The following is a 24,291-nucleotide window of genomic DNA, read 5'->3' on the forward strand; positions in this document are numbered from 1 at the left end:
AAAAGCTTTTTATAATTTTTATAACCTAAACAATTTATGTATTTTGTCATTGCCGCTACTTCTTATCTTTTAAACGCTGGTGTTTATGTAGCTGATAAGTTTTTGCTTTCCAAAAAGATCCACTCTTCGGTGGTTTACGCTTTTTATGTTGGTATTTGGAGTGTAGGTAATTTTGTTCTTTTGTTTTTTGAACCTTTTATACCCACTTGGTCACAACTTTGGTTTGATCTATCTGCTGGTTTTTTATTCTTATTCACCTTAATCTTTTGGTATAGAGCTCTTCACCAAAGTGAGGCTACCAGAGTAGTTCCGATTGTTGGAGCGCTTACTCCGATCTTTGCTTTTATTTTTTCTTTTATCTTTTTAGGAGACGTTCTTCGTCTAGAAGAAGGCATAGCCTTTATAGTTTTAATTGCCGGAGGACTACTTATTTCGGTTAAAAGAACCAGGCTCTATGTTTTAAACGAAGCTTCAGAGAAGATAAAGGATATTTTTGGTAGGGTTTTGGGTAAGGTGAGAGCTGATCTTAATCCAACAAAAAGACTTTTGTTTAACTCTTTTATTTCAGCCTTTTTATTTGCTGCTTATTATGTTTTAATTAAATACATTTATTCAGACACTGGACAACCTTTTATTGGAGCCTTTGTTTGGTCTAGGTTAGGCAGTTTTTTGGGAGTTATGGCTATCTTGCTTGTTCCCGCTTGGCGACGTTTAATTAAAGAAGCTAATTCTTCAAAAAAAAGAACCCCCAAAGAACTGGTCTTTTTCTTAGCTGTCCGCTTAACCGCTGCCGTAGCCTTTATTATGCTTAACTGGGCGGTTAGTTTGGCGGATAACGTTTCTTTGGTTAATGCCTTACAAGGTGTTCAGTATGCTTTCTTACTTGGTATAGTTATTGTCTTATCTAGAAAATATCCCAATATTTTATCTGAAGAAAATAATAGGGGTGTGATGATTCAGAAGTTTATTGGGGTGGTTTTAGTTAGCCTTGGTCTTTATCTTTTAATATTATAGGTATGACACTTTTAGTTTTATTGCTTTTCATAGTTTGTTTTATCGCCTTGTCTTGGCGTCGTTTTGAGTGGGCGGCTTTATTGACCGTCTTTTCTCTACCGCTTTACACCGTACGTTTTTCTTTAGGTGTACCGACTACCCTACTTGAGATAATGATCCTTTTATTGTTTGCGGTTTGGTTTTTAAAAAACAGACAAGCGCTTTTTAAAAGAGTACCGGCTAATTTAGAAAGACTAAAAGAAAAAAAACCTTTACTTAATCAGTACCCATGGCGTGGGCAGATTATTTTTTGGTTATTGGTTTCTTATTTGGCGGTTGGTGTAGCTTCTTGGAGTTGGCCGGCCTTAGGTCTTTGGAGAGCTTATTTTCTTGAGCCAATTCTTTTGTTTATTGTTATAGTAAACACCTTTAAGAATAAAGAATCTTTAATTCGTCTTTTAACTATCCTTGGTTTGTCTGGGGCTCTAACGGCTCTTTTGGCGGTTTATCAGTTCATGGTGGGTGGACTTGAGACATATACCCTTAAAGATTTTTTTGTTCGTCAACATGAATTACGAGCAGTTTCACTTTTTGCCTATCCTAACGCTGTTGGTCTTTATGCTGGACCATTGGCGGTTATTTTATTCGGACTTTTCTTATATTGGTTAAAGGTTAAAAAACATTGTTATGCAATATTATCCTTACTAGCAGTTTTAGTATCAATACTAGGTATAATGGCCGCTCGTTCTGAGGGGGCATTACTGGCATCTTTAGTTTGTCTTTTAATTATTTTGTTTTTTGCTGGTAAGAAGTTTAGAATAGTGGCTACAATTATTACCATCGCTTTAGTGGTTGTTATAACCTCAATTCCGGCTCTTTCTTCCTATACCAAAGACCGTCTTCTTTTAAGAGATGTTTCAGGACAAATTAGGCGAGCGCAATGGAGTGAGACTGTTGAGATGATGCAGGATAAGACACATAGGGTTTTATTAGGGGTTGGTTTAGGTAATTACCAAAAAGCTCTTGAGCCTTATCACATAGACGGTATCTTTGTTAAAGATTATAGTGACCCAGATTACCAAAGAAAGGTTTTGTTTAACGAGGAATATCATAAACAAGCTTGGCAACCTTTAGAGATCTATCTTTATCCCCACAATGTTATATTGAACTTTTGGACAGAGCTGGGCTTTTTAGGAGTTTTAGCTTTTATCTGGCTTTTGGTTGCTTACTTTAAAGAAGGTTATTTAGCTACCAAAAAATATCTTAAAGAAAAAAAGGCTTTTGCTATGATTACCCTAGCCTTGACGTTAGCTATGGCAACCAGTATGATTCACGGACTGGTTGATGTCCCCTATTTTAAAAACGATCTCTCCGCCCTCTTTTGGATCTTAATGGCCGTTATGGCAGTGGTTAAGATAAGGAGGGAGAAAAAGATTAATTAAGGCTTTTTTTAACACAATATATTAGATATTAGCTAGTTATTATATTAGATAGTTATTATTAGATTATTATATGAACAAAGAAGATAGTACAATCATCCAAAAAATAATAGCAGAGTCTGGTGTCTTTTCTAGAAGAGAGGCTGAGGCTTTGGTTAAAGATGGGAAGGTTAGGGTTAATGGGAGGTTGGCTCAGGTGGGGCAAATGGTTAATAGAGAAGATAATATTATTGTTAAGGGACAAGAGTTGGAACTAACTAAACGTTTTCTATATATTAAACTTAATAAGCCAATGGGCTATGTTTGTACTACTAGGGATTTTGATAACGAAAAAAACGTTTTTGATCTGGTTAAGGTTTCACAAAAGCTTTCCATTGTTGGAAGATTAGATAAAGATAGTGAAGGTTTAGTGCTTTTATCCAATGATGGGGATTTAGTTAATAAGTTAACTCATCCAAGGTATAAGGTAAGTAAGGTATATAGTGTTACCCTTTCTCATGATCTTGGAAAAAGTAAGGGAGATATTTTGATTAAGGCGGGAAAGATTAGAGAAGCTTTTTTATCTGGTATTAACTTGGGACAAGAAGATGGTTTAGCTAAAGCAATTAGAGTTAAACACTTAAGAGGTAGAACCTTTGAAGTGGTTTTACAACAAGGTAAGAAAAGACAGATTAGGAGAATGTTTAGGAAGTTAGGTTGTCATATTAGCGCTTTAAAGAGAGTGAGGATAGCCAATATAACCTTAGGTAAACTAAGAAAAGGACAATGGGCCAAATTAACCAGGGAAGAAATTGATGGTTTAAAGAAGTTAGGTTAATAACTTAAAAGGAGAGATGGCTGAGTTGGTTGAAGGCGCTGCTCTCGAAAAGCAGTAAGGATGAAAGTCCTTCCAGGGTTCGAATCCCTGTCTCTCCGCCAATTAAAAATAGTCCCTAAATAGGGACTATTTTGATAGGGAGTTTATTACTTTAGAATAAAATAAAGATTCAATCTAATATTGCTTAAATTTTTCATAGAAACACTGTTTTTATACTTGTATTATAATACACTATTGTGTTAAAAATCAAGATACGCTATAATGTGTATATTGATAATTTCTTATAGGATATGATAAAAACTACGGCACAAAGATTTGGTGAAAACATGAAGAAAATACGACTCAAAAAAGATATGTCGCAAGGCGATGTTTGTCGAGTGTTGGATTTAGATAGAGCGTACATTAGTAATATTGAGAATGGCAAGCAAAATATAACGATCACGACAATGGAAAAAGTTGCTAAGGCACTAGGTGTGAATATTGATATACTTTTAAAATAATTTTATGGTCAGTGTAGATTCAAGACAAATGACAACTGGAAAATCATTTGAATACGCTCTTCTTATTTCGTTCGAAGAAAAGTTAAAAAATAAAACCAATCTTGTTATTATAAAAAATTCATCTTTTGATGTTGCTAAGAGTTGTTTTGATAGTGTTTCCATAAATGAAAAGAGTGAATATCTATTATCAGCTAGTTTTGCAGTAAACTTTTTAATAGATATAGAGCCAAGACTTTCTAATGATATTGGTAAAAATGATATTCTTCAACTTGAAATTCTATCTGATTATTATGGTAAAGCTGGGGATGTTCGCGATATTATTGCTATTCGTTTGCTTCAAAAATGGGAAATTGGTGTTTCTGCAAAAAATAATCATAAAGCAGTAAAACACTCTCGACTTTCTTCTAATATAGATTTTGGTGATAAATGGTTAGGAATCAAAAATTCAAAAGAATATTTTGACACAGTGACACCAATTTTTAATAGCTTAGAAAAAATAAGAAAAGAAAGCGGGGCAAAGAAGAAATGGAGCGAACTTGGTGACTATCACTCATCTATTTATATTCCAATTCTCAAGGCATTTGTAAAAGAACTAAAAAATCTTTATAAAAACGATTCTAAAAAAGTTGCCTTTAATCTAGTTGCTTACTTGGTTGGAAATAAGGATTTCTACAAAGTTATTAAGGGAAAGAATTCGGTTGAGATTCACGCTTATAATATAAATGGGACATTAAATCTTCCATTTAAAGAAATTCAACCAAAATATAAAACACCCAGGGTTCCACTTCCTACCAAAATTATTAATATAGATTTCAAAATGGATAGCAATACAACGGTAGTAGTTACAATGGATAATGATTGGACACTTTCTTTTAGAATTCATAATGCAAGCTCAAGAGTAGAATCATCGCTTAAATTTGATATAAACCTCTTAAAATCCCCAAAGAAATTATTTAAAAATACATTAAATATAAGTAAAGATTAAATCTATGAAATTAGCCTCATTGTTTACAGGTGCAGGAGGACTTGATCTCGGCTTTGAAAAAGCTGGTTTTCATGTTGTCTGGGCAAATGAATATGATCCAACAATTTGGGAAACTTTCGAATATAATTTTCCCAAAACAAAATTAGACCGCCGTAGCATTGTTGATGTTTCTCCTTCCGATATACCCAATGGAGTTGATGGAATTATTGGGGGACCACCTTGTCAAAGTTGGAGTGAAGCTGGAGCTGGACGTGGAATTAATGACAAGAGGGGTCAATTATTTTTTGATTACATTCGATTACTTAAAAAAAAGCAACCAAAGTTTTTTCTTGCAGAGAATGTTTCAGGTATTCTTCATCCAAAGCATGCTGAAGCATTTTCTAATATAATTAAGGAATTTGAAGGTGCTGGGTATGTTGTATCTTGGAAGTTATTAAATGCGAACAATTATGATGTTCCTGAAGATAGATTACGTGTAATTATCATTGGTTATAATAAGAAACTTAAAAAGAAATTTGAGTTTCCAGAACCATGCAAGCATAAACCCGTATTAAAAGATGCAATCTTTGATTTGCGCTTAGCAAAACCAGCCAAAGATAAGAATAAAACAAATGGTGATGCTTTAAAAGTTCCAAACCATGAGTATATGAATGGTGGTTTTTCCACTATCTATATGTCACGAAATAGGGTTCGATCATGGGATGAACCTTCTTTTACGATTCAGGCAGGAGGTCGTCATGCACCTATTCATCCTCAAGCACCAAAAATGAAGTTTATAAGTCAAAATGAAAGAGTTTTTGTGCCGGGAAAGGAACGTTTATATCGTCGTTTATCTGTTCGAGAATGTGCAAGAATTCAAACTTTTCCTGATAATTTTATCTTTAAATATCGTGATGTTGCTGATGGTTACAAAATGATTGGGAATGCTGTTCCAGTGAATTTTGCATATCATCTTGCAAAAAAAATAATGCAGGATTTGAAATACTAACTAAATGAATCAATTAAATAAAAAACTAAAAGCAATCGATTTCTTCTGTTCTGGTGGAGGAATGAGTTTTGGTTTGCAACAAGCTGGGATAGACGTTATAGCAGGAATTGATTTTGATCCTGATTGCAAAGATACATATGAAGCGAATGTAAAAGGTGCAAAGTACATTCTTGCTGATGTCGGGAAACTAAACGAAGAGGATTTAGCAAGAGAAGTAGATATAAAAAAGAATGACAATAATCTAATTCTAGTTGGATGTAGCCCTTGTCAATATTGGACGATTATTCGAACAAATAAAAATAAGTCTCAAAAATCTAAAAACTTACTACATGAATTTCATAGATTTGTGAAATATTACAACCCTGGGTATGTTGTCGTAGAAAACGTTCCGGGAATTTTAAATAAGCACAAAGAAAGTGGGTTAGATAAATTTGTCGATGATTTAAAAAAGCAAGGATATACAGTTCACTACGAAATAGTAAACCTAAATGAATACGGCGTACCCGAAACGAGAAAAAGGTTTTCTCTAATTGCCAATAGAGTTGCTGGTAAAGAAATATTTCCAAAACCTGAGCATTCTTGCCCGACTGTTTCAGATTACATAGGAAAGAAAAACGGCTTCAAAACAATTTCAGCAGGACATAAGGATGATACTGATTTTTTGCACACTGCCGCTGGCTTGAGTGATACAAACATACAACGCCTCAAATTAACTCCCAAAAATGGTGGCACACGCCATTCGTGGGCAAATACAAATTTGCAAATCAACGCTTACAAAAAAGGTGCTGGAAATATTTCTTTTAATGATACTTATGGACGAATGTCTTGGGATAAACCAGCTCCAACAATAACTACAAAATTTTTCAGTATTTCAAATGGTAGATTTGCTCATCCAGAAGAAAATCGAGCAATCTCTTTGCGTGAGGGTGCTACCCTGCAAACATTCCCTAAAAAGTATAAGTTTGTAGGAAACAGTATAGCTACGATTGCAAGAATGATCGGGAACGCAGTCCCTCCACTTTTTGCAAAGCAAATTGGAAAAACCATAATCAAAAATCATCATGCTAGAAAATAGTACACAAAAATTGCAAATGAAATTTGCGCCCAATACGATAGAACATCTTGGTGTGAAAATGTATTCTACACTACCACCAGTTGTATCTGAACTTATTGCAAATTCTTATGATGCTGATGCTAAAGAAGTAAAAATTTTACTTAATGATTCTGAAAATAAAGAAATAGTGGTATCTGATGACGGACATGGAATGTCTTTTGATGAAATCAACGAAAGTTTTTTAACAATCGGCAGAAATAGACGTGTTAAAAATTCGACAGATGAGTCACCAAAAGGGCGAAAGGTTATCGGGAAAAAAGGTCTTGGAAAATTATCATTTTTCGGAATTGCTCACGAAATTGAGATTATTACAATTAAAGACAATAAAAAGAACTCGTTTGTAATGGATTGGGAAGCAATAATGCGCATGGAGAATGAGGAGGGTGGAATAGAAAACTATGAACCAGGAATTTTGATATTGGATGAGGATACAGATGAAGATAACGGGACAATAGTAACTTTAAGAAAAATACAGAGGGTGAGTAATTTCGATGTTGAAACATTAGCAGATAGTATTTCTAAATATTTTATTTTACCAGATGATTTTAATATTAAATTATCTCACAATGATAATGAATGGATAGAAATTGATAATACTAGACGTTATGCCTCGACACCTGCAGAAGTTGAGTGGACTGTACCAAAAGACGTAGAGTTTGGTGATGATTGTGAACATTTTAAAAATATCACAGGGCACCTTCTTGCCACCGAAAAACCAATTTCTCCCAATACAAATATGCGAGGGGTTACTCTTTTTTCAAGAAAGAAATTAGTAAATCTTCCAGAATACTTTTCTGATAGTACATCAAGTCACTTTTTTAACTATCTAACAGGGTGGTTAGAAGTAGATTTTATAGATGAATTAGACGAAGATGTTATTGGAACTAACCGACAGACATTAAATTGGGATCATCCAGAAATGCAAAAATTAAGGCTCTGCCTGCAAAATCTTCTTAAATGGATAGAGAGGGATTGGCGTGTAAAGAGAAAAAGTATTCGCGAAACAAAGTTGGATGATGAATTAAAGAAAGTTGATATTACAATAGGCGAATGGCAAGAAAATGTTCCAGACAAAATTAAACTTGATTTAATACCAGTTCTAGAAAAAATAGTTGGTGATTCCGAATTATCAAATGAAGAAATAACTGGTGCGGTAAAGCATTTAAAAAATGTTTTACCTCCATACACTTACTATCATTATCAAAATCTCCACAGCAATTTAAGTGATGCTGTATTTCAGTACTATGCAGATCAAAATTACTATGAAGCGGTAAGAATGGGCACAATAAGATACATTACTTTACTTAGAGCTAAAATATCAAAACAAGACGGTAATGAGGAGCAGGTGATAGTCCATGCTTTTAAGGAACAAGGTGCGGTACTAAGTGTTGTCAAAAAGTATAGTTCATATAAAAACGTAAACACTGGTGCTGAAATTACAGACATAACAAAAGAAACGATTAGTCGCGGGCATAGATTATTGGCCCAAGCAATGATTGCCTCTTTTAGAAACCCTGTGTCACACCAAGAGCCGCATGATTTAAAGATGTCTGAGATATATACGGAACAAGATTGTCTTGATGCCCTGGGTTTATTGTCTCACCTTTTCAGACGTCTTGATAATACAGAGTCAGTTTAATTTTTATGGATAAGTATCCGTAATCAATAATTATGAAGCAGCGTGAGAATTTTGGAGATGTGAGACAAATAGAATCTTGCATTTACTGTGGCAAAGGAATAGAAACAAGAGAGCATACCCCTCCCAAGGTTTTGCTTGATGAACCATACCCAGAAAATTTACCAGTTATACGAGCCTGCAAAATCTGTAATCAGGGGTATTCTTTAGATGAAGAATATTTTGCTTGTTTGATTGAGTGTGCCCGAGTAGGAAGCGTAGACTTGAAAGTGATTGAACGAGATAAAATCCGTGCAATCTTATCAAGAAAGAAAGCTTTATTGAATAAGTTAGAAAAAGCTGTAACAAAAACACCAGAAGGACAAAAAGCTTTTTTAATCGAGCTAGAACGTTTTAGGAAAGTTTTATTTAAAATTGCTCAAGGTTATACGCTTTTTGAGCATAATGAACCAAAGAAAGAAGAGGATGTTAATAGTTTTACTTTCGGCACGCTAGAAATGTTATCAGATGAATCAAGAGATGTTTTTGAAACAGTTCCGTATGCTAGTAAAGCTCCTGAGGTTGGTAGTCGAGCAATGCAGAATATCCTAATGGTTAGGGATTTTATCGGAATGCCTTGGATTGAAGTACAAGAAAATAGATATCGTTACTTAACTTTTGATGAAGGAGTTCGCATGGTTTTCAGTGAATATGTTTGGTGTGAGATTATCTGGTAAATATGTTAATCGAAGCTACCGAGCGAACATGAAGCAAGCACCGAGTAGGCATCGCGACCGCAGGGAGCACGAGGCGCGCGATGTTCGCTTCACTACGCAATCGGAGCGTACGGTTTAGTTCAGAGCCGCCACGCGCTCAGCGCGCGCGTCAGTCGGGGTTTTGCTCAAAAAAAGTTCGAACATCAATCAAAAACGACCGCCAATTTACAAATTTAAAGAGCCCACCCCTACTCCTCACAAAACACCTCCTTTATTAGTTTATTAAAATCATAGTCTGGAGGAAAATGTTTTTCAAAAAGTTTTATGGCTACTTCCCCGGAATATTCCTTACTACGTGCTGCATAGTGCATAGCTAGAATCATTTCTTCCGGCTCTCCCACACAATCAAGAGGCTTAAAGCCTTCAATGCCTAGAATACGCTTAAATAGGGGTAGAAGACGTCTTCTAGCATAGAGATCTGCACTGAAGATGCTAACCACCTCTTTTTTCTTTAGAAAGGCGGAAAAACAGGCAAACAGAAAAACACATTTTGGACAACTCTTACACCAGTAGTTGGTACGAGATAATTGTTGTTGTATACGTGGTAGCCAAAAATAGGTATTACAACTGGTAAAGTCATAAAGATATTTTGGGTACTGTACAAAACGTTTTACAATCTCTAACTCATTGTATTCTCTTAAAAGCGAATGGGTTGAAATATTGGGTGTAATAAAAGACTGTATGTAGTTATTAATCATCTTCTCCGCCTCAGATGATTTACACCACTGATGATTTACCTCTAAACCAAGGTATTTAAGATTACCGAAATCTGAACTTCGTTCATTAGAAAAAATTATTGAGTCATAACCAAGTAGTTCCGCCAACAAGATGGCGATAAAGGTAAAAGTTGAAACAGATGGATAAGCACCAGATAAGATAGCATTAAGCCATGGATCTCTCCGACGTTTAACACTAATGGTTTTTGCCCCTACGAGCTTAGCGGTGCGTTCATGAGCTGGTGTTGGAGCAAAAGCGAAAAAGTCAAAAGGTGTACCAGCTGCTTTTAATATCTCAGCCGAGAGAATAGAGTCTTTACCAGCCCCATTTAAAAGAAGAGCTCTTTTGGGAAGTTTAAATTCAGTTGGAGTTGGTGCGGTAATAGAGTTGTCATAAGGAAAAGCAATAAGGTTACGGAAGTCTATTTGCAGAAGATAAAAAAACTCTCCAAGTCCGTTTAAATAAAGCGAGTCCCAAAATTTTGCTTGTTCATGTGTAAGGCTAAAGCCTTCAATTTTAATGTTCTTAGTTGGGAAAGCACTCCAATAATTAATACCAAGCATTAAAAGAAGAGCTTGGAGGGTTGGTTCTAAGACAGCCTTAGGTACTTTAGCCCAGGACTCTGGAGGCACATCTTTTAAAAACAGGCGATCGGTAAAAGTCTTAACTATGCCTAATTTAAACTCAACCTTATAGGTAAAGCTAATGATTGAACGTTTTGTGTCCACTTCGTAGGTACCAAAAGTAAAGGATAACGCCTGTATTTTTTTTGTGATATGCCACATATTGATTATTTTATCTTAGCTTATCTTAACTTATCTTATCTGTTATCTTATTCTCTCTTTTCCTTTCCTTAGAAAAACCCCTATTTATACCAAGTTATTTATTATTCTTGCCTTATATAGTATAATAGTATAACAAGGTCTCTTAAAATAAATTCTTATATCAATACTAACACGGATTAAGACTTTCCTCAATTATTAAAGGACTTAAAATAAGCTAAAAATATGTCATTACTAATGCCAAAGCGAGTACCAGAAGTTGGTTTTTATTATCACTATAAGCATGATCCAAACGGAGCAGTGAATAACTATGCTTATGAGGTTATAGGCCTAGGCTTTCATACCGAGGATGATCCTCGTCCTGGTGAGAAACATTTTCTGGTTTATCGCCCTTTATATGAATCAGCGGTTTATTTAGCTTCAAAAGAACTTAATATTCCTTGTTTTGATAATCGCCCACTGGAAATGTGGATGGAAGATGTTAATAAAGACGGAAAGACCTTTGCGCGTTTTCAAAAGATTAGTGATCCTAATATTATTAACGAACTTAAAAAGATTAGAGAAGAAATGTATTCATAAAAATATGTTTATAAAAATACTTACAGGCTTTAGTTATGTTGCCATGGTGGTGGTAAACTTCTTGGCTAATGCCCTGCCAATTAATAATCGTTCTACTGGGCAGATATCGGATGACTACCTTAACCTTTTTGCCCCGGCTGGAGTAACTTTTTCCATTTGGGGATTAATCTATCTTCTATTGGCTGGTTACGTGGTTTATCAGTATATAAATAATGATTCAAAGACCCAGAAGCTTTTTAAAAAGATTAACCCGCTTTTTATTGGCACCTCGTTAGCTAATATTTGTTGGATATTTTCTTGGCATTATGATTATATCGCCCTCTCAGTAATTATTATGGCAGTACTTCTTTTCTTACTTATTAAGATTGCCGATATTATTAGAAAAGAGAAATTTGCTTCATGGGATAAATTACTTATTTGGGCACCTTTTAGTATATATTTTGGTTGGATTACCGTAGCTACTATTGCCAACGTAACGATATTTTTAGTGAGTATAGGTTGGAACGGCTTTGGTCTTGCCGACTTTGTTTGGACCATTATTATCTTACTGGTTGGAGCCTTAATTGGGATACTGCGAGTGCATAAAGACAAAAATATTGCCTATGCCTTGGTTTTAATTTGGGCCTATTTGGGAATATTATTAAAGCATATCTCTAGTAATGGTTTTAATGGACAATATACCAGTATTATAACCACAGTGATCTTATGTTTAGCCTTGTTTACATTCTTTACGACTAGGTTGGTTTATAAGAAATAAATAAAGTAACTGTAATTTTATATAAAAAAGCTTTTTAAATGGTTTATAAGCATGTCATTGTTTTTTATTAGAGATATTTCAAAACCTAATTTTTTATAGACACCTGATTTTTCTTCACTATCATCTAATAGCACAGCATCACTATATTGCAATTGATTTTCTTTTAAAAAAGTATCAAAAAAAGGCATGGTGTTATTACTGATATTATATTTCAAGGTTTGTAATTCACTGGATATAAGAAAATCATCGAAAATTTTATCTAGCCCTAATTTTTTTATAGTAAACCTCCTAAAAGTATCCATATTATCGGTAGCTATTATTACCTTAATCCCTGTTTTACGTAGCTTGTTTATTATTCCTATTATTTCCTTTGAACATAATTGCATATTTTCACAACTTTCTTTTAGTGTGTAATATATTATTTTTTCATTTAAATTATTCTCTACAGAAATCTTTTGACAGATTTGTTCGGCAGTAAAAAAACCCAACATCCATTTTTCAACTAGAGTACTATTTTTTTTAAATAACCATTGATCTATTATTTGGTGATAATTATTGTAGGGGTGATTTTTATCGCTTAATTGCGACCAAAAAAAAGAATGAGATAAAGTTTTATGCCAATCTACAAATAACACTTTTGGGCTTTTTCTTAGCATATTTATTGACTTATTTTTTTAGAATTATTTTATTATATATATACTATAACTATAATAATATTATATAAAAAAGCAAGTTAATATTTAAACTCATTTTATAAGAAATAGTCATTTAGTTATTATTGATTAAAACTAACATTATTAATAAAAAAACCTCCAAACAAAATTATTTGGAGGCTACCGCTTTATACAGTGCTTCAACTTCTTCTTTTAGTAAGGAAATCTTTTCCAGTATTTCTTTACTGTGCCATTTATTACTATCCAGATGATATGGATCAATAATCGGCTTAAAACTTTTCATTTCAGAGAATGGAGGGTGACGATAGAATATATATCTATCTTGTGAGAATTTTAATGAGTCAAATTTTACTACATCAAAATGCCACCCACCTTTATCATAATCCCAATATAACAAAGCAGTTAGATACTCTCCGGAAGAAATTTGAATCTGGAAAATATTAAAAGCACTCTTAGTTGTTATCATTAACATTCCTTTCTCTCCCAAAGGTTGTTGCTTAAGATAACCACCCGCTACCACCGCTAATTCAGTGGGAGTAAAAGGCAGAGAGGGATTAAGATATCTTTGAATTTCCGAATCTGTCATATTCGCTTTTGTTTTAGATCTGCGAATACGTCTTTCCAGGTGAGGGGCTGAAATCCCTATTTCCGGAAGCACCAAGGCGATAAAATCTGGCGAAAAATTTATTTTCGGGCTTTTACCAAAAGCCTTTAAACAAATTAACTTATTGCGAGAAGCAAATAGAAATTTCATTTTTATATTTTTAAATTACTAAAAATTATTGTTGTTTAAGACTAATACTAATAGGCTTAAAGGTCAAGTTCGGTAAAATAGTTAATTATAGTGGATTTTTCTGGTTAATTTTAATATTTTTATCCTATATATTTATTTAAAAAATCAAAAAGACGTTTTAGCTAGTTTTTATTTGACATATTATTAAACATAGTGTTAGATTGTAAATTAATTAGCACATTTTCAAATTAAAGGAAGGAGAATAGTATATGAGTATTATATCAAGTATTTTTTTACGATATAAGGCCACAAAATGTGGTCATAATACCAAAAGAAGAGGTCCAGTATCAGCCTTTGGTATAACAATTAATACTAAGATGCCAAAGAATGAAAACGGTTCTATTGACTATTGTCTTGATTGTATTGCCAAAATGTCAATTCGTTGTGCATGGTGTAGAGAGCCGATTTTTATTGGCGATCCTGTTACATTATATACTCCGCGTCAAGATTTTCAGATACCCAAACATGCAGTTGTTCATAGTAATGATCCATTACAATTAGTTGGTTGTCTTGGTTCAAATTGTGCCCACACTGGTGCAGATAGAGCAGGATTCTGGCTGCCTGGAGAAGATGACAAGGGTTGTGTTTATCTTGTTCAAACTCCCTATGAGGCAATCCTTAATGCCCAAGAGCCATCTATGGTAATCATAAAAAATCTAGCAGATAAAAAAGAGGCACTTAATCTAAGGACTATTACTCTTGAGGATAAGAGATAATACCCTTTCTTTTAAAAAATCAAAACCCCGCAATTATTAATTATTCTTGCGGGGTTATTTGTTTAAAAATCTTTCTTGTTACTAGAAAGTTAACTACAGTTATAAGCATGGTTGCCAATAACTGAGATAATATTTCCGTTAGTTTAAATATTTCAATGCTTAAGATTAGAATTAGGGAGTTAACTATAACTGTCCCGGTTTTTAAGACAAAGTATTGCCTGCTCTGCTTAAGAGCCTCTTTTTTATTATTGTTTTTAAAGGTCCAATACTTATGTATTAGGAAGCCCACCAAGTAGTTTACAATAAAAGCAGCTAGACTGGAGTAGATATACCATACCCCTATTTTATTAGTGGAATAAAAACCACATAATATAACCCTCCGGCTATTAAACCACCTGTTAAGAACCTTATTACTGTCCTAACCTCTTTCTTAAGAGCTTCTTTTAGTGTTTTATAGTCACTAAACTTTAACTTTCTTTCTTTTTTAATCACTTTTAAAGTTATTTTTTTAAAAAAACTTTTAATATTTATTAATCCTTCCAAGTTATCCCCACTTTTAGTTTACTCGTACTTTATAGTTGTTTTTCTTAGTTGTCAATAAATCATTTTTCTTCTTCTTTTTTATCCATTTTTAGCAAAATTATATTTCTCTTGCCCACTTCTTTTTTTAGGTGTATAATAGTTTAGCAGTTTCGAAACTCCTAAATTTAAAAAGACTCTTTGTCTCTTTTTTTAACTCTATGACCTCTTTTAATAAATTTCCTTGGCTTAAATATTCTCTAGGTCTTTTAGTTTGTCTTTTACTTCGCCTTATTCCTTTTAGACCGGCTAATTTGGAGCCTATTTTAACCTCCCAGATGCCTTTTGCCAAAGCCTATGGCAAGATAGCCGGCTTTCTTTTCGCTTGTTTAAGTATTATTATTTATGATTTTATTACCGGCCGAGTTGGAGTCTGGACTGGTGTTGTTGCCGCTGCCTATGGACTACTTGGTATTTGGGCCGCCTACTACCTTAAAAACAAGAAAAACAGCCCCTTAGCTTACGCTAAGTTCGCTTTAATGGGCACCCTAGCCTTTGACGCTGTTACTGGTCTGGCTTTTGGTCCCTTATTCTTTGGACAAAGCTTTATGGAAGCCCTGATCGGGCAAATCCCTTTTACAGCCAGACATCTTTTAGGTAATTTAATATTAGCTTTAACTGTTTCTCCTCTTCTTTATAGATTTGTTGTAGATAATAAATTTTTGGCCACCAAAACTTTGTTTAATTTATTAACGCGTAAACCCATATGATTAGTCTAAGCAAACCACGTTACGCTCGTCTGCGCCAAATTCGCAAGCGGGATGGTACTGTTGTGCCTTTTGATCCTAAACGTATTGCCCGTGCTATCTGGCGAGCTATGCTGTCGGTTAGAGAAGGAGATGAGGTATTAGCGGAAAAAGTCGCTAGAGGGGTTTTAGAGAATCTTTTAATAATTAAAAAGAATTATAAGGGGAAAAGTTATATTCCAGAGGTAGAATTTATTCAGGACATAGTGGAAAAGGAATTAATTGACTCAGGTTTTGGAAAAACCGCTAAGGCTTATATATTGTATCGCCAAGAAAGAAGTCTTTTGCGTAAGAAGATTGGTTTTGTACCGGAAAAAGTTAGGGAACTAGCTAAAGAGAGTAAGAAGTATTTTAAGAACCCTTTAGCTGAATTTGTTTATTACAGAACCTATGCTCGTTGGATCGCTGAAGAAGGACGACGTGAAACCTGGGTGGAAACTGTTGATCGTTATTTTGAGTTTATGAGAGAAAATCTTGGGACAGCCTTAACTAAGACCGAATATGAAGAGCTTAGACAGGCGGTTTTAGAGCAAAGGATTATGCCTTCTATGCGTCTATTGCAATTTGCCGGACCCGCCGCTCGTAGAACCAATGTCTGTGCGTATAACTGTTCTTTTATTGCACCATCTTGTCTTAGGGATTTTGCCGAAATTATGTATGTCTGTATGTGTGGTACAGGGGTGGGTTTTTCTGTTGAAAGTGAGAATGTTGAAAAACTACCACAAATTAAAAAACAAACACCTCAAAAGCCCGAGACTCATGTAGTGGCAGATAGTAAGGAAGGTTGGGCAGATGCCTTGTCTTTGGGTCTTGAGGCTTGGTTTGCCGGACGTGATCTGGTTTTTGATTACTCTCAAGTTCGTCCTGCCGGTTCTCGCCTTAAAACCATGGGTGGCAAGAGCTCTGGCCCGGCTCCGCTTAAATCTTTACTTGATTTTACCAGAGAAAGAGTTTTTCGTAAGCAAGGTAGGCGCTTGGGTACTTTGGATGTGCATGACATTATTTGTAAGATAGGAGAATGTGTGGTAGCCGGAGGCGTTAGAAGGAGTGCCACTATTTCTTTGTCTGATCTGGATGATGAAGCCTTAAGAGACGCTAAAAAAGGACAGTTTTATTACAATGAACCACAGAGAATGTTAGCTAATAATTCCGCGGTCTATAACCAAAAACCTGAAGCTACGGAGTTTCTTGAGGAATGGTTGGCCTTAGCTAAAAGTGGTAGTGGCGAAAGAGGTATTTTTAATCGCGGGGGTTTAAAAGAAACCCTACCTAAAAGGCGCTTAGATAAGTATAAGGACAATAATTTTCCTGCTTGGGGAACTAATCCTTGCGGAGAGATTATTTTACGCTCTAAACAGTTTTGTAATTTAAGCGAGGTGGTAGCTAGAGCTGAGGATAATGAAGAAAGCCTTTTGGAAAAAGTAAGGTTGTCTACTATTTTAGGTACCTACCAAGCGAGTCTAACCTATTTTCCCTATTTGTCTACTGAGTGGAAGAAGAATTGTGAACAAGAAGCACTTTTAGGAGTTTCCATTACCGGACAATGGGATTGTCGGGCAGTACGAGATGAAGAGGTTTTAAAGAAAATGAAAAAGTTGGCGATTTTAACCAATAAGAAATATGCTAAAAGATTTGGTGTTAAAGAGTCTACTTGTATTACTTGTGTTAAACCATCCGGTACGGTTTCGCAAGTAGTGGACTGCTCTTCTGGTATGCACCCCAGACACGCCCCTTATTATATTCGTCGGGTAAGAATTTCTGCTACGGATGCTTTATTTCATATGTTAAAGGATCAGGGAGTGCCTTATCTACCAGAAGTTGGACAAACTGAAGAAGAAGCTACTACTTTTGTTTTAGAGTTTCCGGTTAAAGCACCAAGTGGGGCAATCTTTAAAGATGACATTGGAGCGCTTGAACAATTAGAGCATTGGAAGAAAGTTAAAAAGGCTTTTACTGAACATAATCCTTCAGTAACTATTTCAGTGGGCGAAGACGAGTGGATCGCGGTGGCGGACTGGGTTTACAAAAACTGGGAAATTGTTGGTGGGTTGTCTTTTTTGCCTCGCTCCAATCATGTTTACGCCCTAGCTCCTTATGAGCCAATAGATAAAGAAACTTATGAGAATATGAAACGTCGTCTTGGTGATTTAGATTTTTCTAAAATTATAACTTACGAAAAAGAAGATCAGACAGATATTAAAAAAGAGTTGGCTTGTGCCGGTGGTGCTTGTGAAATATAAATTTTAATTACAGATAATTATTTTAGATAATTTTTGTATTATCTTTAGGTTATTAAATATGCTTTATACCGGCCGGGGAGATAAAGGTACGAGCACTCTTTATCTTAATAAAAAAAGATTACCAAAGGATCACGCAATCTTTGAAGCTTTAGGATCTTTAGATGAACTTAATTCTTATCTTGGCATCTTAGCTTTTTTACTGCGAGATAAGAAACTTTATTTTATAAAAAATCAACAAAAAGTTTTTTATGAAAAAGAAATTAAAAAAGTACAGAATAAGATTTTTTGTTTACAAGCTGAGTTGGCCGGAGCTGATAAAAAAATCAAGAAAGAGGATATTAAAGATTTGGAATTAATAATTAATTATTGGGAAGAAGCTATGCCCAAAGCTAAATCTTTTTTCTTACCAGGCGGCAGTGAGGTATCTGCTCATTTGGACTTTTGCCGGACTTTAGTACGCCGGGCCGAAAGAAGATTTTTAACTGTTTACCGAAAAAAGAAAAATCTTATAACCTATTCCATCCCCTATCTTAATCGTCTATCTAGCTTCTTATACGCTATGGCTAGGTATTTAAACTACCAGGAGGGATACAAGGAAGAAAAACCTACTTATTGATTATATTTATTATTACCATCTTGTTTTTTTATTAATTGTTTATTATACTTTATTTACTATGACAATCAAACAACCATTACCAAAATCCGCTTATTTACGCAATGCCGATATTTACAAGATATTGGCTAATGCTAAGCGTTTGGAAATTTTGAACTTATTAAGAGAGCAAGAGTTATCTGTGGAACAGTTGGTTAAAACCCTTAAAGCAGCTAAGGCCAATGTTTCACAACATCTTTCTCTTTTGCGTCACGCTGGCCTCGTAACCGTTAGACGTAACGGAGTTAATAGTTATTATAAGATCGTTGATCCGCGCATAGTGGAGCCTTGTCGGATTCTTCATAAACTTTCCCAGAAAAGAATTTAGTTTTTATAAATTAGTTTTTATGAACAAATACACTGTAATTTTATTTTATAAATTTATTAACATAGAAAACCCCCAAGCCTTGCGTGATGAACAAAAGGCTTTGTGTAAGGAGCTTGGTTTATTGGGTCGGGTTTTAGTGTCAGGTGAAGGAATTAACGGAACACTAGAAGGAGAAACTTTAGCTATTGAAAAATACCAAGAAGCTTTAAAGAAGAATTCTTTATTTAGTGATTTGGTTTTTAAAAGGAGTAAGGGTAATGGTCAGGCTTTTACTAAATTAGAAATAAAGGTTAGATCCGAAGCTGTTACGCTTGGTGCCGGTACTTTTAATATTGCCGAAGAAACCGCCCCGACTTTAACTGCTGAAGAGTTGGAAGCTATGTACCAAAAAGATGAAGACTTTATTGTGCTTGATCTTCGTAATGATTTTGAAATAGAGGTTGGTCGTTTTGAAAAAACTTTTGATCCTGGTTTAAGAAACTTTAGAGACTTACCCAATAAACTTAAAGAGTTAAAAGAGGCTAAAGAACTTAAAGGTAAAAAAGTCGTAACCGTTTGTACCGGCGGTATTCGTTGCGAAAAAGCTACTTGCCTTTTAAAGCGTCATGGCTTTGATAACCTATATCAGCTAAAAGACGGTATTCATACTTACATGGAAAAATTTCCAACCTCTCATTTTAAAGGTTCTCTTTATGTTTTTGATAACCGCTTAACCGATCCCCTAACCGACTCTTCTGAAAGAGAGATTATTGGGAGGTGTTCATACTGCTCTTCTTTAACTGAAAGTTTTTATAGCGACGATAATGTCCGTCCCTCAAGAAAAGTAATTTGTTGCGAAGAATGTTTTAACCAAAGGCGTGATGTTTTAAGAAGCTGCCGACCACCTGAAGAGGTTGTTAGAGAATAAACAACCCATCCAATAGTCATATTCTTTCTAAGATGGTTTTTTATAACAAGTTTTTGCAATAAAATAAGAAAAGGAGTATAATATAAGATATTAAGTTTAAACAATAATATAATTGTTTTAAATAGTTTTACTATAAAGATATGAAACATCGTCATTTTACCATGGTTCATAAAATAGTTCTGGGAGCTTTAGTGTTGGCTTTTGTGGTTTTGTTTATTATCCAAAAGGTTAATCAAGCACAGGACAGACAAGAGAGCATTAGAACAACACCTCTTGGGGCTGATGAACAAACTTGGTTTTCTTTTATAGACAACCTATATTCCTTCTCAGCCTCTTATCCTGAAACATATAGATTAAATGAAGAGTATGTTTACGAAGCCTTAGGTGAAGACTTAGGCATCCCTGGCTTAGCCGTTATGATGCCTGAATTAACCGCCAAGCAGATAGGCTTAACCAGGGAGTCATATTTTGGTTTAGAGGTCTTACCCCTCTTTAACGGTTGTAGCGCCCTATACTTTGCTAGAGGTACACTTAAGGAAGAAACCATCACAGAGGGAGAAAGAGAATATTCGGTAGCTAGGGCAAGGTTTACAGAAAACGGACAAGTGCGTGAAGAAACGGTTTATAGCTTTCCTGGACAAATGTATTGTTATGGACTGCGGGGAGTGGCGGTTATCTCTTTACCTAATAAAGAAAATCCAAACGCAGAATTTGATCGCACCTACTTTGAGGAAATCTATTCTCGTTTGCGGCAGGAATTTAAGCCCCTCTAAATTAAACATTAAACGCCTTCGTCGTTTAATGGATAGGACATGAGTTTCCGGAACTCAAAATCTAGGTTCGATTCCTAGCGAGGGCACAAAATAGCTAATATTAAATAAAAAATAGTCTACTATTGACTATTTTTGTTATATATGCTATAATTAAAGATATGGTTCTTTAAGAAACATTTGTGATTAAGCCCAAGATTCTGAACAATTCGGGGTTTTTGGTTTAATTAAAAACTAAAAGGAGAATTAAAAAATGAGAAATATCATTTTCTTATTTATTATTATTGCTTTACCAATTTTGTCATCATGCGGAGTCAGCGATGCCGATCTTGATAGAGTTTCTAAGTCAAGTTGGGGACCCCACGGCTTCGTTGTTGAAAAAGAGGATATACTTTTTCCTCGTTACGAATTTACCGGAGCAGGGGTTGAAGTGTTAGAAAACATAAGATATGAGGATGGAAGTTTTGTTCCTCTATCAGACATAAATCATCCGGACCATGAAATTTTTTACCCACTTAAAGAAAAGCTTGGGTATAAATTTTATGAGCCTTATAGCTCAAGGGTCAAATTTAAAAACTTCTCTTTTAATACAAAAGAGTTTTTAAAAAACAATCCAGATGAAGCTCTTTGGGTTGGTGACGGAGGAGGAGATGGTCTAAGAATAGCCACTGTTTTAACGAATAGAGCTTATATAGAAAGGTGATTTTAACCCGGTTGTTTATACACCGGGTTTTTTATTTTCCTTTATTTGGTTTTTTATATATAATATAGCTATGTCTTTGTTTAGCTTTTTTATCTCTCCTTCTCCAGTGGCTTTTAACCTTGGCCCTTTGCTTGTTTATTGGTATGGCTTGGTTATGGTTTTGGCTATTGTTTTAGCTCTTCTTCTATCTTTACGTTTAGCTCGTCTTTATAATCTGTCTTCAGAAAAAGTTATTGACATAGCTTTTTATCTGATTATTTTCGGTTTTATTGGGGCTCGTTTATATGAGGTTATTCTTGAGTGGCCTTATTACCTTACTTACCCTTCACAGATCCCGCAAATTTGGCGTGGTGGTTTAGCTATTCATGGAGCTTTATTGGGAGGGCTATTGGGACTTTGGTTTTATTGCCGACGTTTTTCTTTAAATCTCTGGCAAACAATTTCTATTTTCTTACCAGGAGTTGCTTTAGGACAAGCTATTGGGAGATGGGGTAATTGGTTTAATCAAGAACTTTTCGGGTTACCGACAAACTCTTCTTGGGGTATTTTTATTAATCCAATAAATCGCCCTTTGGGTTATGAAGCTTTTGCTTTTTTTCATCCAACCTTTTTATATGAATCACTGGGTTGTTTATTGCTAACCGGCCTTTTGGTTTTCTTGGTTTACAAAAAACATTCACCCTTAGTTGTTATTGCCTCATATTTAGCGGGTTATGGTCTTTTACGTTTCTTTTTGGAATTTATTAAAATAGATTATACCCCCATCTTATGGGGACTACGTTGGCCGCAGATTATAAGTTTAATGTTTATTTTGTTTTCTCTTTTGCTTTTTTATAAGACTTATAAGGAAGAAAGATCTTAGGTGGTTGGTGGTTTTTATACCTTAAGTTATCTATTTTTTCCTATTTTTAATAATCACTTGATACTTGACAAGCCCTCTCTTCTTGTCTAAGATAAGGTAGTTAGCACTCTAATACCTAGATTGCTAAAGTTTAAAAGATAAGATATAAGAGCAGACATTCAGGCTTTGTGTTTTATCTTTTTTAGTTTGTTTTAATTATTATTATTAATTTTAAATATATGAATTTAAAACCTTTATCTGATTACTTAATCATTAAGCCGGCTGATGAAGAAAGCGTTACCGCTTCCGGCATTGTCTTACCGGATACGACAGACAAAGAAAAGCCCGAACGTGGTGAGGTGGTAGCTATGGGTGTTGGTAAGAGACAAGACAATGGAGACTTGGCTCCCATGAGTGTTAAAGTCGGAGATGTTGTAATGTTTAAAAAGTATGCACCTGATGAAATTAAAGTTGATGGACAAGAATATTTAGTTATCCGAGAATCGGATGTTATGTTAATTGTTGAATAATTCTTAATTATTATTTCAATTTTTTTCTTTTTATTATTTTATAATTAATCTCCTTAAATATATGGCAAAACAAATAATTTTTAATGAAGAAGCTAGAGCCGCTCTTAAAAGAGGCGTGGATCAGCTGGCTAATGCGGTAAAGGTAACGCTAGGGCCTAAGGGTCGTAACGTGGTTTTAGATAAAGGCTTTGGCTCCCCAACTATTACCAAAGACGGTGTTACCGTTGCTAAGGAAGTTGAGTTGGAAGATAAGTTTGAAAATATCGGGGCTGAGATTGTTAAAGAAGCTGCCTCCAAAACCAATGACGCTGCTGGAGATGGTACTACCACTGCTACTGTTTTAGCCCAGGCTATTATTAATGAAGGCTTAAAGTTGGTAGCTGCCGGTGTTAATCCAATTGAGATAAGGCATGGTATTGAAAAGAGAGTGGCCGAAATTGTTGAACACCTTAAAGCTAGTTCAAAAAATATTTCTACCAAAGAAGAGATCGCTCAAGTTGCTTCCATTTCGGCTAATGATCAGGAGATCGGTGCCATTATTGCCGAAGCTATGGAGTCGGTTGGAAAAGAAGGTGTAATTACCATTGAGGAAGGACAATCTTTTGGTGTGGAAAAAGAAGTGGTTGAGGGTATGCAGTTTGATAAAGGTTATGTTTCTCCTTATATGATAACCAACCCTGATTCAATGAAGGCTGAAATGAATGATCCATATATCTTAATTACTGATAAGAAGATTGCCGCTGTCCAAGATATCTTACCGCTTTTGGAAAAAGTTGCTCAGTCCGGTCGTAAGGACATGGTAATTATTGCTGAAGATATTGAAGGCGAGGCTTTAACTACTTTTGTTTTAAATAAATTACGCGGCACTTTTAATGTCTTAGGCATTAAAGCTCCAGGTTTTGGAGATCGTCGTAAGTCTATGCTTGAAGACATTGCTATCTTAACTGGTGGTAAGGTAATTTCTGAGGAAGTAGGATTAAAGATTGATACTGCCGAATTATCTGATTTAGGACAAGCCAGAAAGGTTATTGCTTCTAAGGATAATACTACAGTGGTTGATGGAGCTGGAGATAAGCAAACCATTGAAGAAAGGGCTGGGCAAATCAGAAAAGAAATGGAACTTTCTGATTCTGATTTTGATAAAGAAAAATTACAAGAAAGATTAGCTAAACTGGTTGGAGGTGTGGCAGTGATTAAAGTTGGAGCAGCTACTGAAACTGAAATGAAGGAAAAGAAAGATAGAATTGAAGACGCTTTAAACGCCACTAGAGCCGCAACTTTAGAAGGTGTGGTTATGGGAGGAGGTTTGGCACTAGCTTTAGCTGGCAATGTCTTTAAGGGGGTTGTAGATGAAGCCTCTCAGGACATTGGTGCTAAGATTGTAGATAACGCTATTCTTGAACCAATTAAACAGATTGCTAAAAATGCCGGTAAGGACGGATCATTGGTATTACATACTATTATGCGTGAACATGAAAGCGGTAATAAAAACCTCGGTTATAATGCAGCTAAGGATATTTATGAAGACATGTTTGAGGCTGGTATTATTGATCCAACTAAAGTAGTTAGAAGTGCTTTGGAAAACGCCGCTTCAGCTGCTATGATGTTTTTAACCACTGAGGTGGTTATTACAGATAAGCCGGAGCCTAAAGGTAGTGAAGCCGGACATGGTGGAGGCATGGGTATGAATCCCGGTATGATGGGTATGTAATAGTTATAATACCTTAAAAGGTTTAATTGTTTAATTTTT

26 protein-coding genes and 2 tRNA genes are annotated in these 24,291 nt (G+C 35.0%); 24 read left to right on the forward strand and 4 right to left on the reverse strand.

The window, feature by feature from the left end:
- The first annotated feature begins 36 nt into the window (after nucleotides 1-36).
- The 10 genes from QY321_00150 to QY321_00195 all read left to right on the forward strand — a co-directional run bounded on the left by QY321_00150 (nucleotide 37) and on the right by QY321_00195 (nucleotide 9,188).
- Nucleotides 37-1,014, forward strand: coding sequence for a hypothetical protein (locus QY321_00150; GenBank protein WKZ24837.1), 978 nt, complete (start codon nucleotides 37-39; stop codon nucleotides 1,012-1,014).
- Nucleotides 1,015-1,016: 2 nt separating this feature from the next.
- Nucleotides 1,017-2,435: an O-antigen ligase family protein gene (locus QY321_00155; GenBank protein ID WKZ24838.1), complete on the forward strand. Its 1,419-nt coding sequence runs from the start codon at nucleotides 1,017-1,019 to the stop codon at nucleotides 2,433-2,435.
- A gap of 70 nt (nucleotides 2,436-2,505) precedes the next feature.
- Nucleotides 2,506-3,249, forward strand: coding sequence for a pseudouridine synthase (locus QY321_00160; protein WKZ24839.1), 744 nt, complete (start codon nucleotides 2,506-2,508; stop codon nucleotides 3,247-3,249).
- Between the two features lie 10 nt (nucleotides 3,250-3,259).
- Nucleotides 3,260-3,350 (forward strand) — tRNA-Ser (locus QY321_00165).
- Nucleotides 3,351-3,539: 189 nt separating this feature from the next.
- Nucleotides 3,540-3,749 carry a helix-turn-helix transcriptional regulator gene (locus tag QY321_00170; GenBank protein ID WKZ24840.1) on the forward strand — a complete coding sequence of 70 codons (210 nt, stop codon included), beginning with the start codon at nucleotides 3,540-3,542 and terminating at the stop codon, nucleotides 3,747-3,749.
- Nucleotides 3,750-3,753: 4 nt separating this feature from the next.
- Entirely contained in the window at nucleotides 3,754-4,734 is a 981-nt protein-coding gene (locus tag QY321_00175) for a HaeIII family restriction endonuclease (GenBank protein WKZ24841.1), read from the forward strand.
- A gap of 4 nt (nucleotides 4,735-4,738) precedes the next feature.
- A complete protein-coding gene (locus QY321_00180; protein WKZ24842.1) occupies nucleotides 4,739-5,722 on the forward strand; it encodes a DNA cytosine methyltransferase in 984 nt (327 codons plus the stop codon).
- A gap of 4 nt (nucleotides 5,723-5,726) precedes the next feature.
- A complete protein-coding gene (locus QY321_00185; GenBank protein WKZ24843.1) occupies nucleotides 5,727-6,797 on the forward strand; it encodes a DNA cytosine methyltransferase in 1,071 nt (356 codons plus the stop codon).
- On the forward strand, nucleotides 6,784-8,475 hold the full coding sequence (locus QY321_00190; protein ID WKZ24844.1) for an ATP-binding protein: 1,692 nt from the start codon (nucleotides 6,784-6,786) through the stop codon (nucleotides 8,473-8,475). Before QY321_00185 ends, QY321_00190 begins: the two co-directional genes overlap by 14 nt.
- Before the next feature lie 32 nt (nucleotides 8,476-8,507).
- Nucleotides 8,508-9,188, forward strand: a complete 681-nt coding sequence (locus QY321_00195) for a hypothetical protein (GenBank protein ID WKZ24845.1) — start codon at nucleotides 8,508-8,510, stop codon at nucleotides 9,186-9,188.
- 227 nt (nucleotides 9,189-9,415) lie between these two features.
- Here QY321_00195 and QY321_00200 read toward each other — a convergent pair whose 3' ends face one another.
- Complete coding sequence (locus QY321_00200; GenBank protein ID WKZ24846.1) at nucleotides 9,416-10,729, reverse strand: hypothetical protein; 1,314 nt, start codon at nucleotides 10,727-10,729, stop codon at nucleotides 9,416-9,418.
- 222 nt (nucleotides 10,730-10,951) lie between these two features.
- Here QY321_00200 and QY321_00205 point away from each other — a divergent pair, with 222 nt between their 5' ends.
- Nucleotides 10,952-11,305: a DUF1653 domain-containing protein gene (locus QY321_00205; GenBank protein WKZ24847.1), complete on the forward strand. Its 354-nt coding sequence runs from the start codon at nucleotides 10,952-10,954 to the stop codon at nucleotides 11,303-11,305.
- 4 nt (nucleotides 11,306-11,309) lie between these two features.
- A complete protein-coding gene (locus tag QY321_00210; protein WKZ24848.1) occupies nucleotides 11,310-12,062 on the forward strand; it encodes a tryptophan-rich sensory protein in 753 nt (250 codons plus the stop codon).
- Nucleotides 12,063-12,079: 17 nt separating this feature from the next.
- On the opposite strand, the gene QY321_00215 is transcribed toward QY321_00210, so the two are convergent.
- Nucleotides 12,080-12,718, reverse strand: a complete 639-nt coding sequence (locus QY321_00215) for a hypothetical protein (GenBank protein ID WKZ24849.1) — start codon at nucleotides 12,716-12,718, stop codon at nucleotides 12,080-12,082.
- 166 nt (nucleotides 12,719-12,884) lie between these two features.
- Nucleotides 12,885-13,490, reverse strand: a complete 606-nt coding sequence (locus QY321_00220; GenBank protein WKZ24850.1) for a hypothetical protein — start codon at nucleotides 13,488-13,490, stop codon at nucleotides 12,885-12,887.
- Between the two features lie 248 nt (nucleotides 13,491-13,738).
- On the opposite strand from QY321_00220, the gene QY321_00225 reads away from it, so the two are divergent.
- Nucleotides 13,739-14,245: a hypothetical protein gene (locus QY321_00225; protein ID WKZ24851.1), complete on the forward strand. Its 507-nt coding sequence runs from the start codon at nucleotides 13,739-13,741 to the stop codon at nucleotides 14,243-14,245.
- Between the two features lie 339 nt (nucleotides 14,246-14,584).
- Here QY321_00225 and QY321_00230 read toward each other — a convergent pair whose 3' ends face one another.
- On the reverse strand, nucleotides 14,585-14,788 hold the full coding sequence (locus QY321_00230; GenBank protein ID WKZ24852.1) for a hypothetical protein: 204 nt from the start codon (nucleotides 14,786-14,788) through the stop codon (nucleotides 14,585-14,587).
- A gap of 197 nt (nucleotides 14,789-14,985) precedes the next feature.
- Here QY321_00230 and QY321_00235 point away from each other — a divergent pair, with 197 nt between their 5' ends.
- From QY321_00235 to groL, 11 genes are all read left to right on the forward strand, one after another.
- The gene (locus QY321_00235) at nucleotides 14,986-15,534 is read left to right on the forward strand and encodes a hypothetical protein (GenBank protein WKZ24853.1); all 549 of its coding nucleotides are present in this window, start codon (nucleotides 14,986-14,988) and stop codon (nucleotides 15,532-15,534) included.
- Nucleotides 15,531-17,810, forward strand: coding sequence for an ATP cone domain-containing protein (locus tag QY321_00240; protein WKZ24854.1), 2,280 nt, complete (start codon nucleotides 15,531-15,533; stop codon nucleotides 17,808-17,810). The genes QY321_00235 and QY321_00240 overlap by 4 nt, the downstream gene beginning before the upstream one ends.
- A 58-nt stretch (nucleotides 17,811-17,868) precedes the next feature.
- The gene (locus QY321_00245) at nucleotides 17,869-18,426 is read left to right on the forward strand and encodes a cob(I)yrinic acid a,c-diamide adenosyltransferase (GenBank protein WKZ24855.1); all 558 of its coding nucleotides are present in this window, start codon (nucleotides 17,869-17,871) and stop codon (nucleotides 18,424-18,426) included.
- Nucleotides 18,427-18,484: 58 nt separating this feature from the next.
- Nucleotides 18,485-18,790 (forward strand): metalloregulator ArsR/SmtB family transcription factor, encoded by a 306-nt coding sequence (locus QY321_00250; protein ID WKZ24856.1) that lies wholly within the window; start codon nucleotides 18,485-18,487, stop codon nucleotides 18,788-18,790.
- Nucleotides 18,791-18,809: 19 nt separating this feature from the next.
- Nucleotides 18,810-19,697, forward strand: coding sequence for a rhodanese-related sulfurtransferase (locus tag QY321_00255; GenBank protein WKZ24857.1), 888 nt, complete (start codon nucleotides 18,810-18,812; stop codon nucleotides 19,695-19,697).
- 140 nt (nucleotides 19,698-19,837) lie between these two features.
- Entirely contained in the window at nucleotides 19,838-20,470 is a 633-nt protein-coding gene (locus tag QY321_00260; protein WKZ24858.1) for a hypothetical protein, read from the forward strand.
- 14 nt (nucleotides 20,471-20,484) lie between these two features.
- Nucleotides 20,485-20,556 (forward strand) — tRNA-Arg (locus tag QY321_00265).
- 164 nt (nucleotides 20,557-20,720) lie between these two features.
- A complete protein-coding gene (locus QY321_00270; protein ID WKZ24859.1) occupies nucleotides 20,721-21,170 on the forward strand; it encodes a hypothetical protein in 450 nt (149 codons plus the stop codon).
- Between the two features lie 70 nt (nucleotides 21,171-21,240).
- A complete protein-coding gene (gene lgt, locus QY321_00275; GenBank protein WKZ24860.1) occupies nucleotides 21,241-22,032 on the forward strand; it encodes a prolipoprotein diacylglyceryl transferase in 792 nt (263 codons plus the stop codon).
- A 218-nt stretch (nucleotides 22,033-22,250) separates the two neighbouring features.
- Nucleotides 22,251-22,541: a co-chaperone GroES gene (locus QY321_00280; protein WKZ24861.1), complete on the forward strand. Its 291-nt coding sequence runs from the start codon at nucleotides 22,251-22,253 to the stop codon at nucleotides 22,539-22,541.
- Between the two features lie 61 nt (nucleotides 22,542-22,602).
- Nucleotides 22,603-24,252, forward strand: a complete 1,650-nt coding sequence (groL, locus tag QY321_00285; GenBank protein WKZ24862.1) for a chaperonin GroEL — start codon at nucleotides 22,603-22,605, stop codon at nucleotides 24,250-24,252.
- Nucleotides 24,253-24,291 lie beyond the last annotated feature (39 nt).

This window comes from Patescibacteria group bacterium (assembly GCA_030583705.1).
GTDB lineage: Bacteria > Patescibacteriota > Patescibacteriia > Patescibacteriales > Patescibacteriaceae > Patescibacterium.

Coding starts and splice junctions, on each gene's coding strand:
- QY321_00185 (WKZ24843.1), top strand. CDS start 5,727: ATGAATCAATTAAATAAAAAACTAAAAGCAATCGATTTCTTCTGTTCT.
- QY321_00215 (WKZ24849.1), bottom strand. CDS start 12,718: ATGCTAAGAAAAAGCCCAAAAGTGTTATTTGTAGATTGGCATAAAACT.
- QY321_00170 (WKZ24840.1), top strand. CDS start 3,540: ATGATAAAAACTACGGCACAAAGATTTGGTGAAAACATGAAGAAAATA.
- QY321_00255 (WKZ24857.1), top strand. CDS start 18,810: ATGAACAAATACACTGTAATTTTATTTTATAAATTTATTAACATAGAA.
- QY321_00270 (WKZ24859.1), top strand. CDS start 20,721: ATGAGAAATATCATTTTCTTATTTATTATTATTGCTTTACCAATTTTG.
- QY321_00175 (WKZ24841.1), top strand. CDS start 3,754: ATGGTCAGTGTAGATTCAAGACAAATGACAACTGGAAAATCATTTGAA.
- QY321_00205 (WKZ24847.1), top strand. CDS start 10,952: ATGTCATTACTAATGCCAAAGCGAGTACCAGAAGTTGGTTTTTATTAT.
- QY321_00260 (WKZ24858.1), top strand. CDS start 19,838: ATGAAACATCGTCATTTTACCATGGTTCATAAAATAGTTCTGGGAGCT.
- QY321_00250 (WKZ24856.1), top strand. CDS start 18,485: ATGACAATCAAACAACCATTACCAAAATCCGCTTATTTACGCAATGCC.
- lgt (WKZ24860.1), top strand. CDS start 21,241: ATGTCTTTGTTTAGCTTTTTTATCTCTCCTTCTCCAGTGGCTTTTAAC.
- QY321_00180 (WKZ24842.1), top strand. CDS start 4,739: ATGAAATTAGCCTCATTGTTTACAGGTGCAGGAGGACTTGATCTCGGC.
- QY321_00155 (WKZ24838.1), top strand. CDS start 1,017: ATGACACTTTTAGTTTTATTGCTTTTCATAGTTTGTTTTATCGCCTTG.
- QY321_00195 (WKZ24845.1), top strand. CDS start 8,508: ATGAAGCAGCGTGAGAATTTTGGAGATGTGAGACAAATAGAATCTTGC.
- QY321_00280 (WKZ24861.1), top strand. CDS start 22,251: ATGAATTTAAAACCTTTATCTGATTACTTAATCATTAAGCCGGCTGAT.
- QY321_00200 (WKZ24846.1), bottom strand. CDS start 10,729: ATGTGGCATATCACAAAAAAAATACAGGCGTTATCCTTTACTTTTGGT.
- QY321_00220 (WKZ24850.1), bottom strand. CDS start 13,490: ATGAAATTTCTATTTGCTTCTCGCAATAAGTTAATTTGTTTAAAGGCT.
- QY321_00245 (WKZ24855.1), top strand. CDS start 17,869: ATGCTTTATACCGGCCGGGGAGATAAAGGTACGAGCACTCTTTATCTT.
- QY321_00235 (WKZ24853.1), top strand. CDS start 14,986: ATGACCTCTTTTAATAAATTTCCTTGGCTTAAATATTCTCTAGGTCTT.
- groL (WKZ24862.1), top strand. CDS start 22,603: ATGGCAAAACAAATAATTTTTAATGAAGAAGCTAGAGCCGCTCTTAAA.
- QY321_00225 (WKZ24851.1), top strand. CDS start 13,739: ATGAGTATTATATCAAGTATTTTTTTACGATATAAGGCCACAAAATGT.
- QY321_00190 (WKZ24844.1), top strand. CDS start 6,784: ATGCTAGAAAATAGTACACAAAAATTGCAAATGAAATTTGCGCCCAAT.
- QY321_00150 (WKZ24837.1), top strand. CDS start 37: ATGTATTTTGTCATTGCCGCTACTTCTTATCTTTTAAACGCTGGTGTT.
- QY321_00240 (WKZ24854.1), top strand. CDS start 15,531: ATGATTAGTCTAAGCAAACCACGTTACGCTCGTCTGCGCCAAATTCGC.
- QY321_00210 (WKZ24848.1), top strand. CDS start 11,310: ATGTTTATAAAAATACTTACAGGCTTTAGTTATGTTGCCATGGTGGTG.
- QY321_00160 (WKZ24839.1), top strand. CDS start 2,506: ATGAACAAAGAAGATAGTACAATCATCCAAAAAATAATAGCAGAGTCT.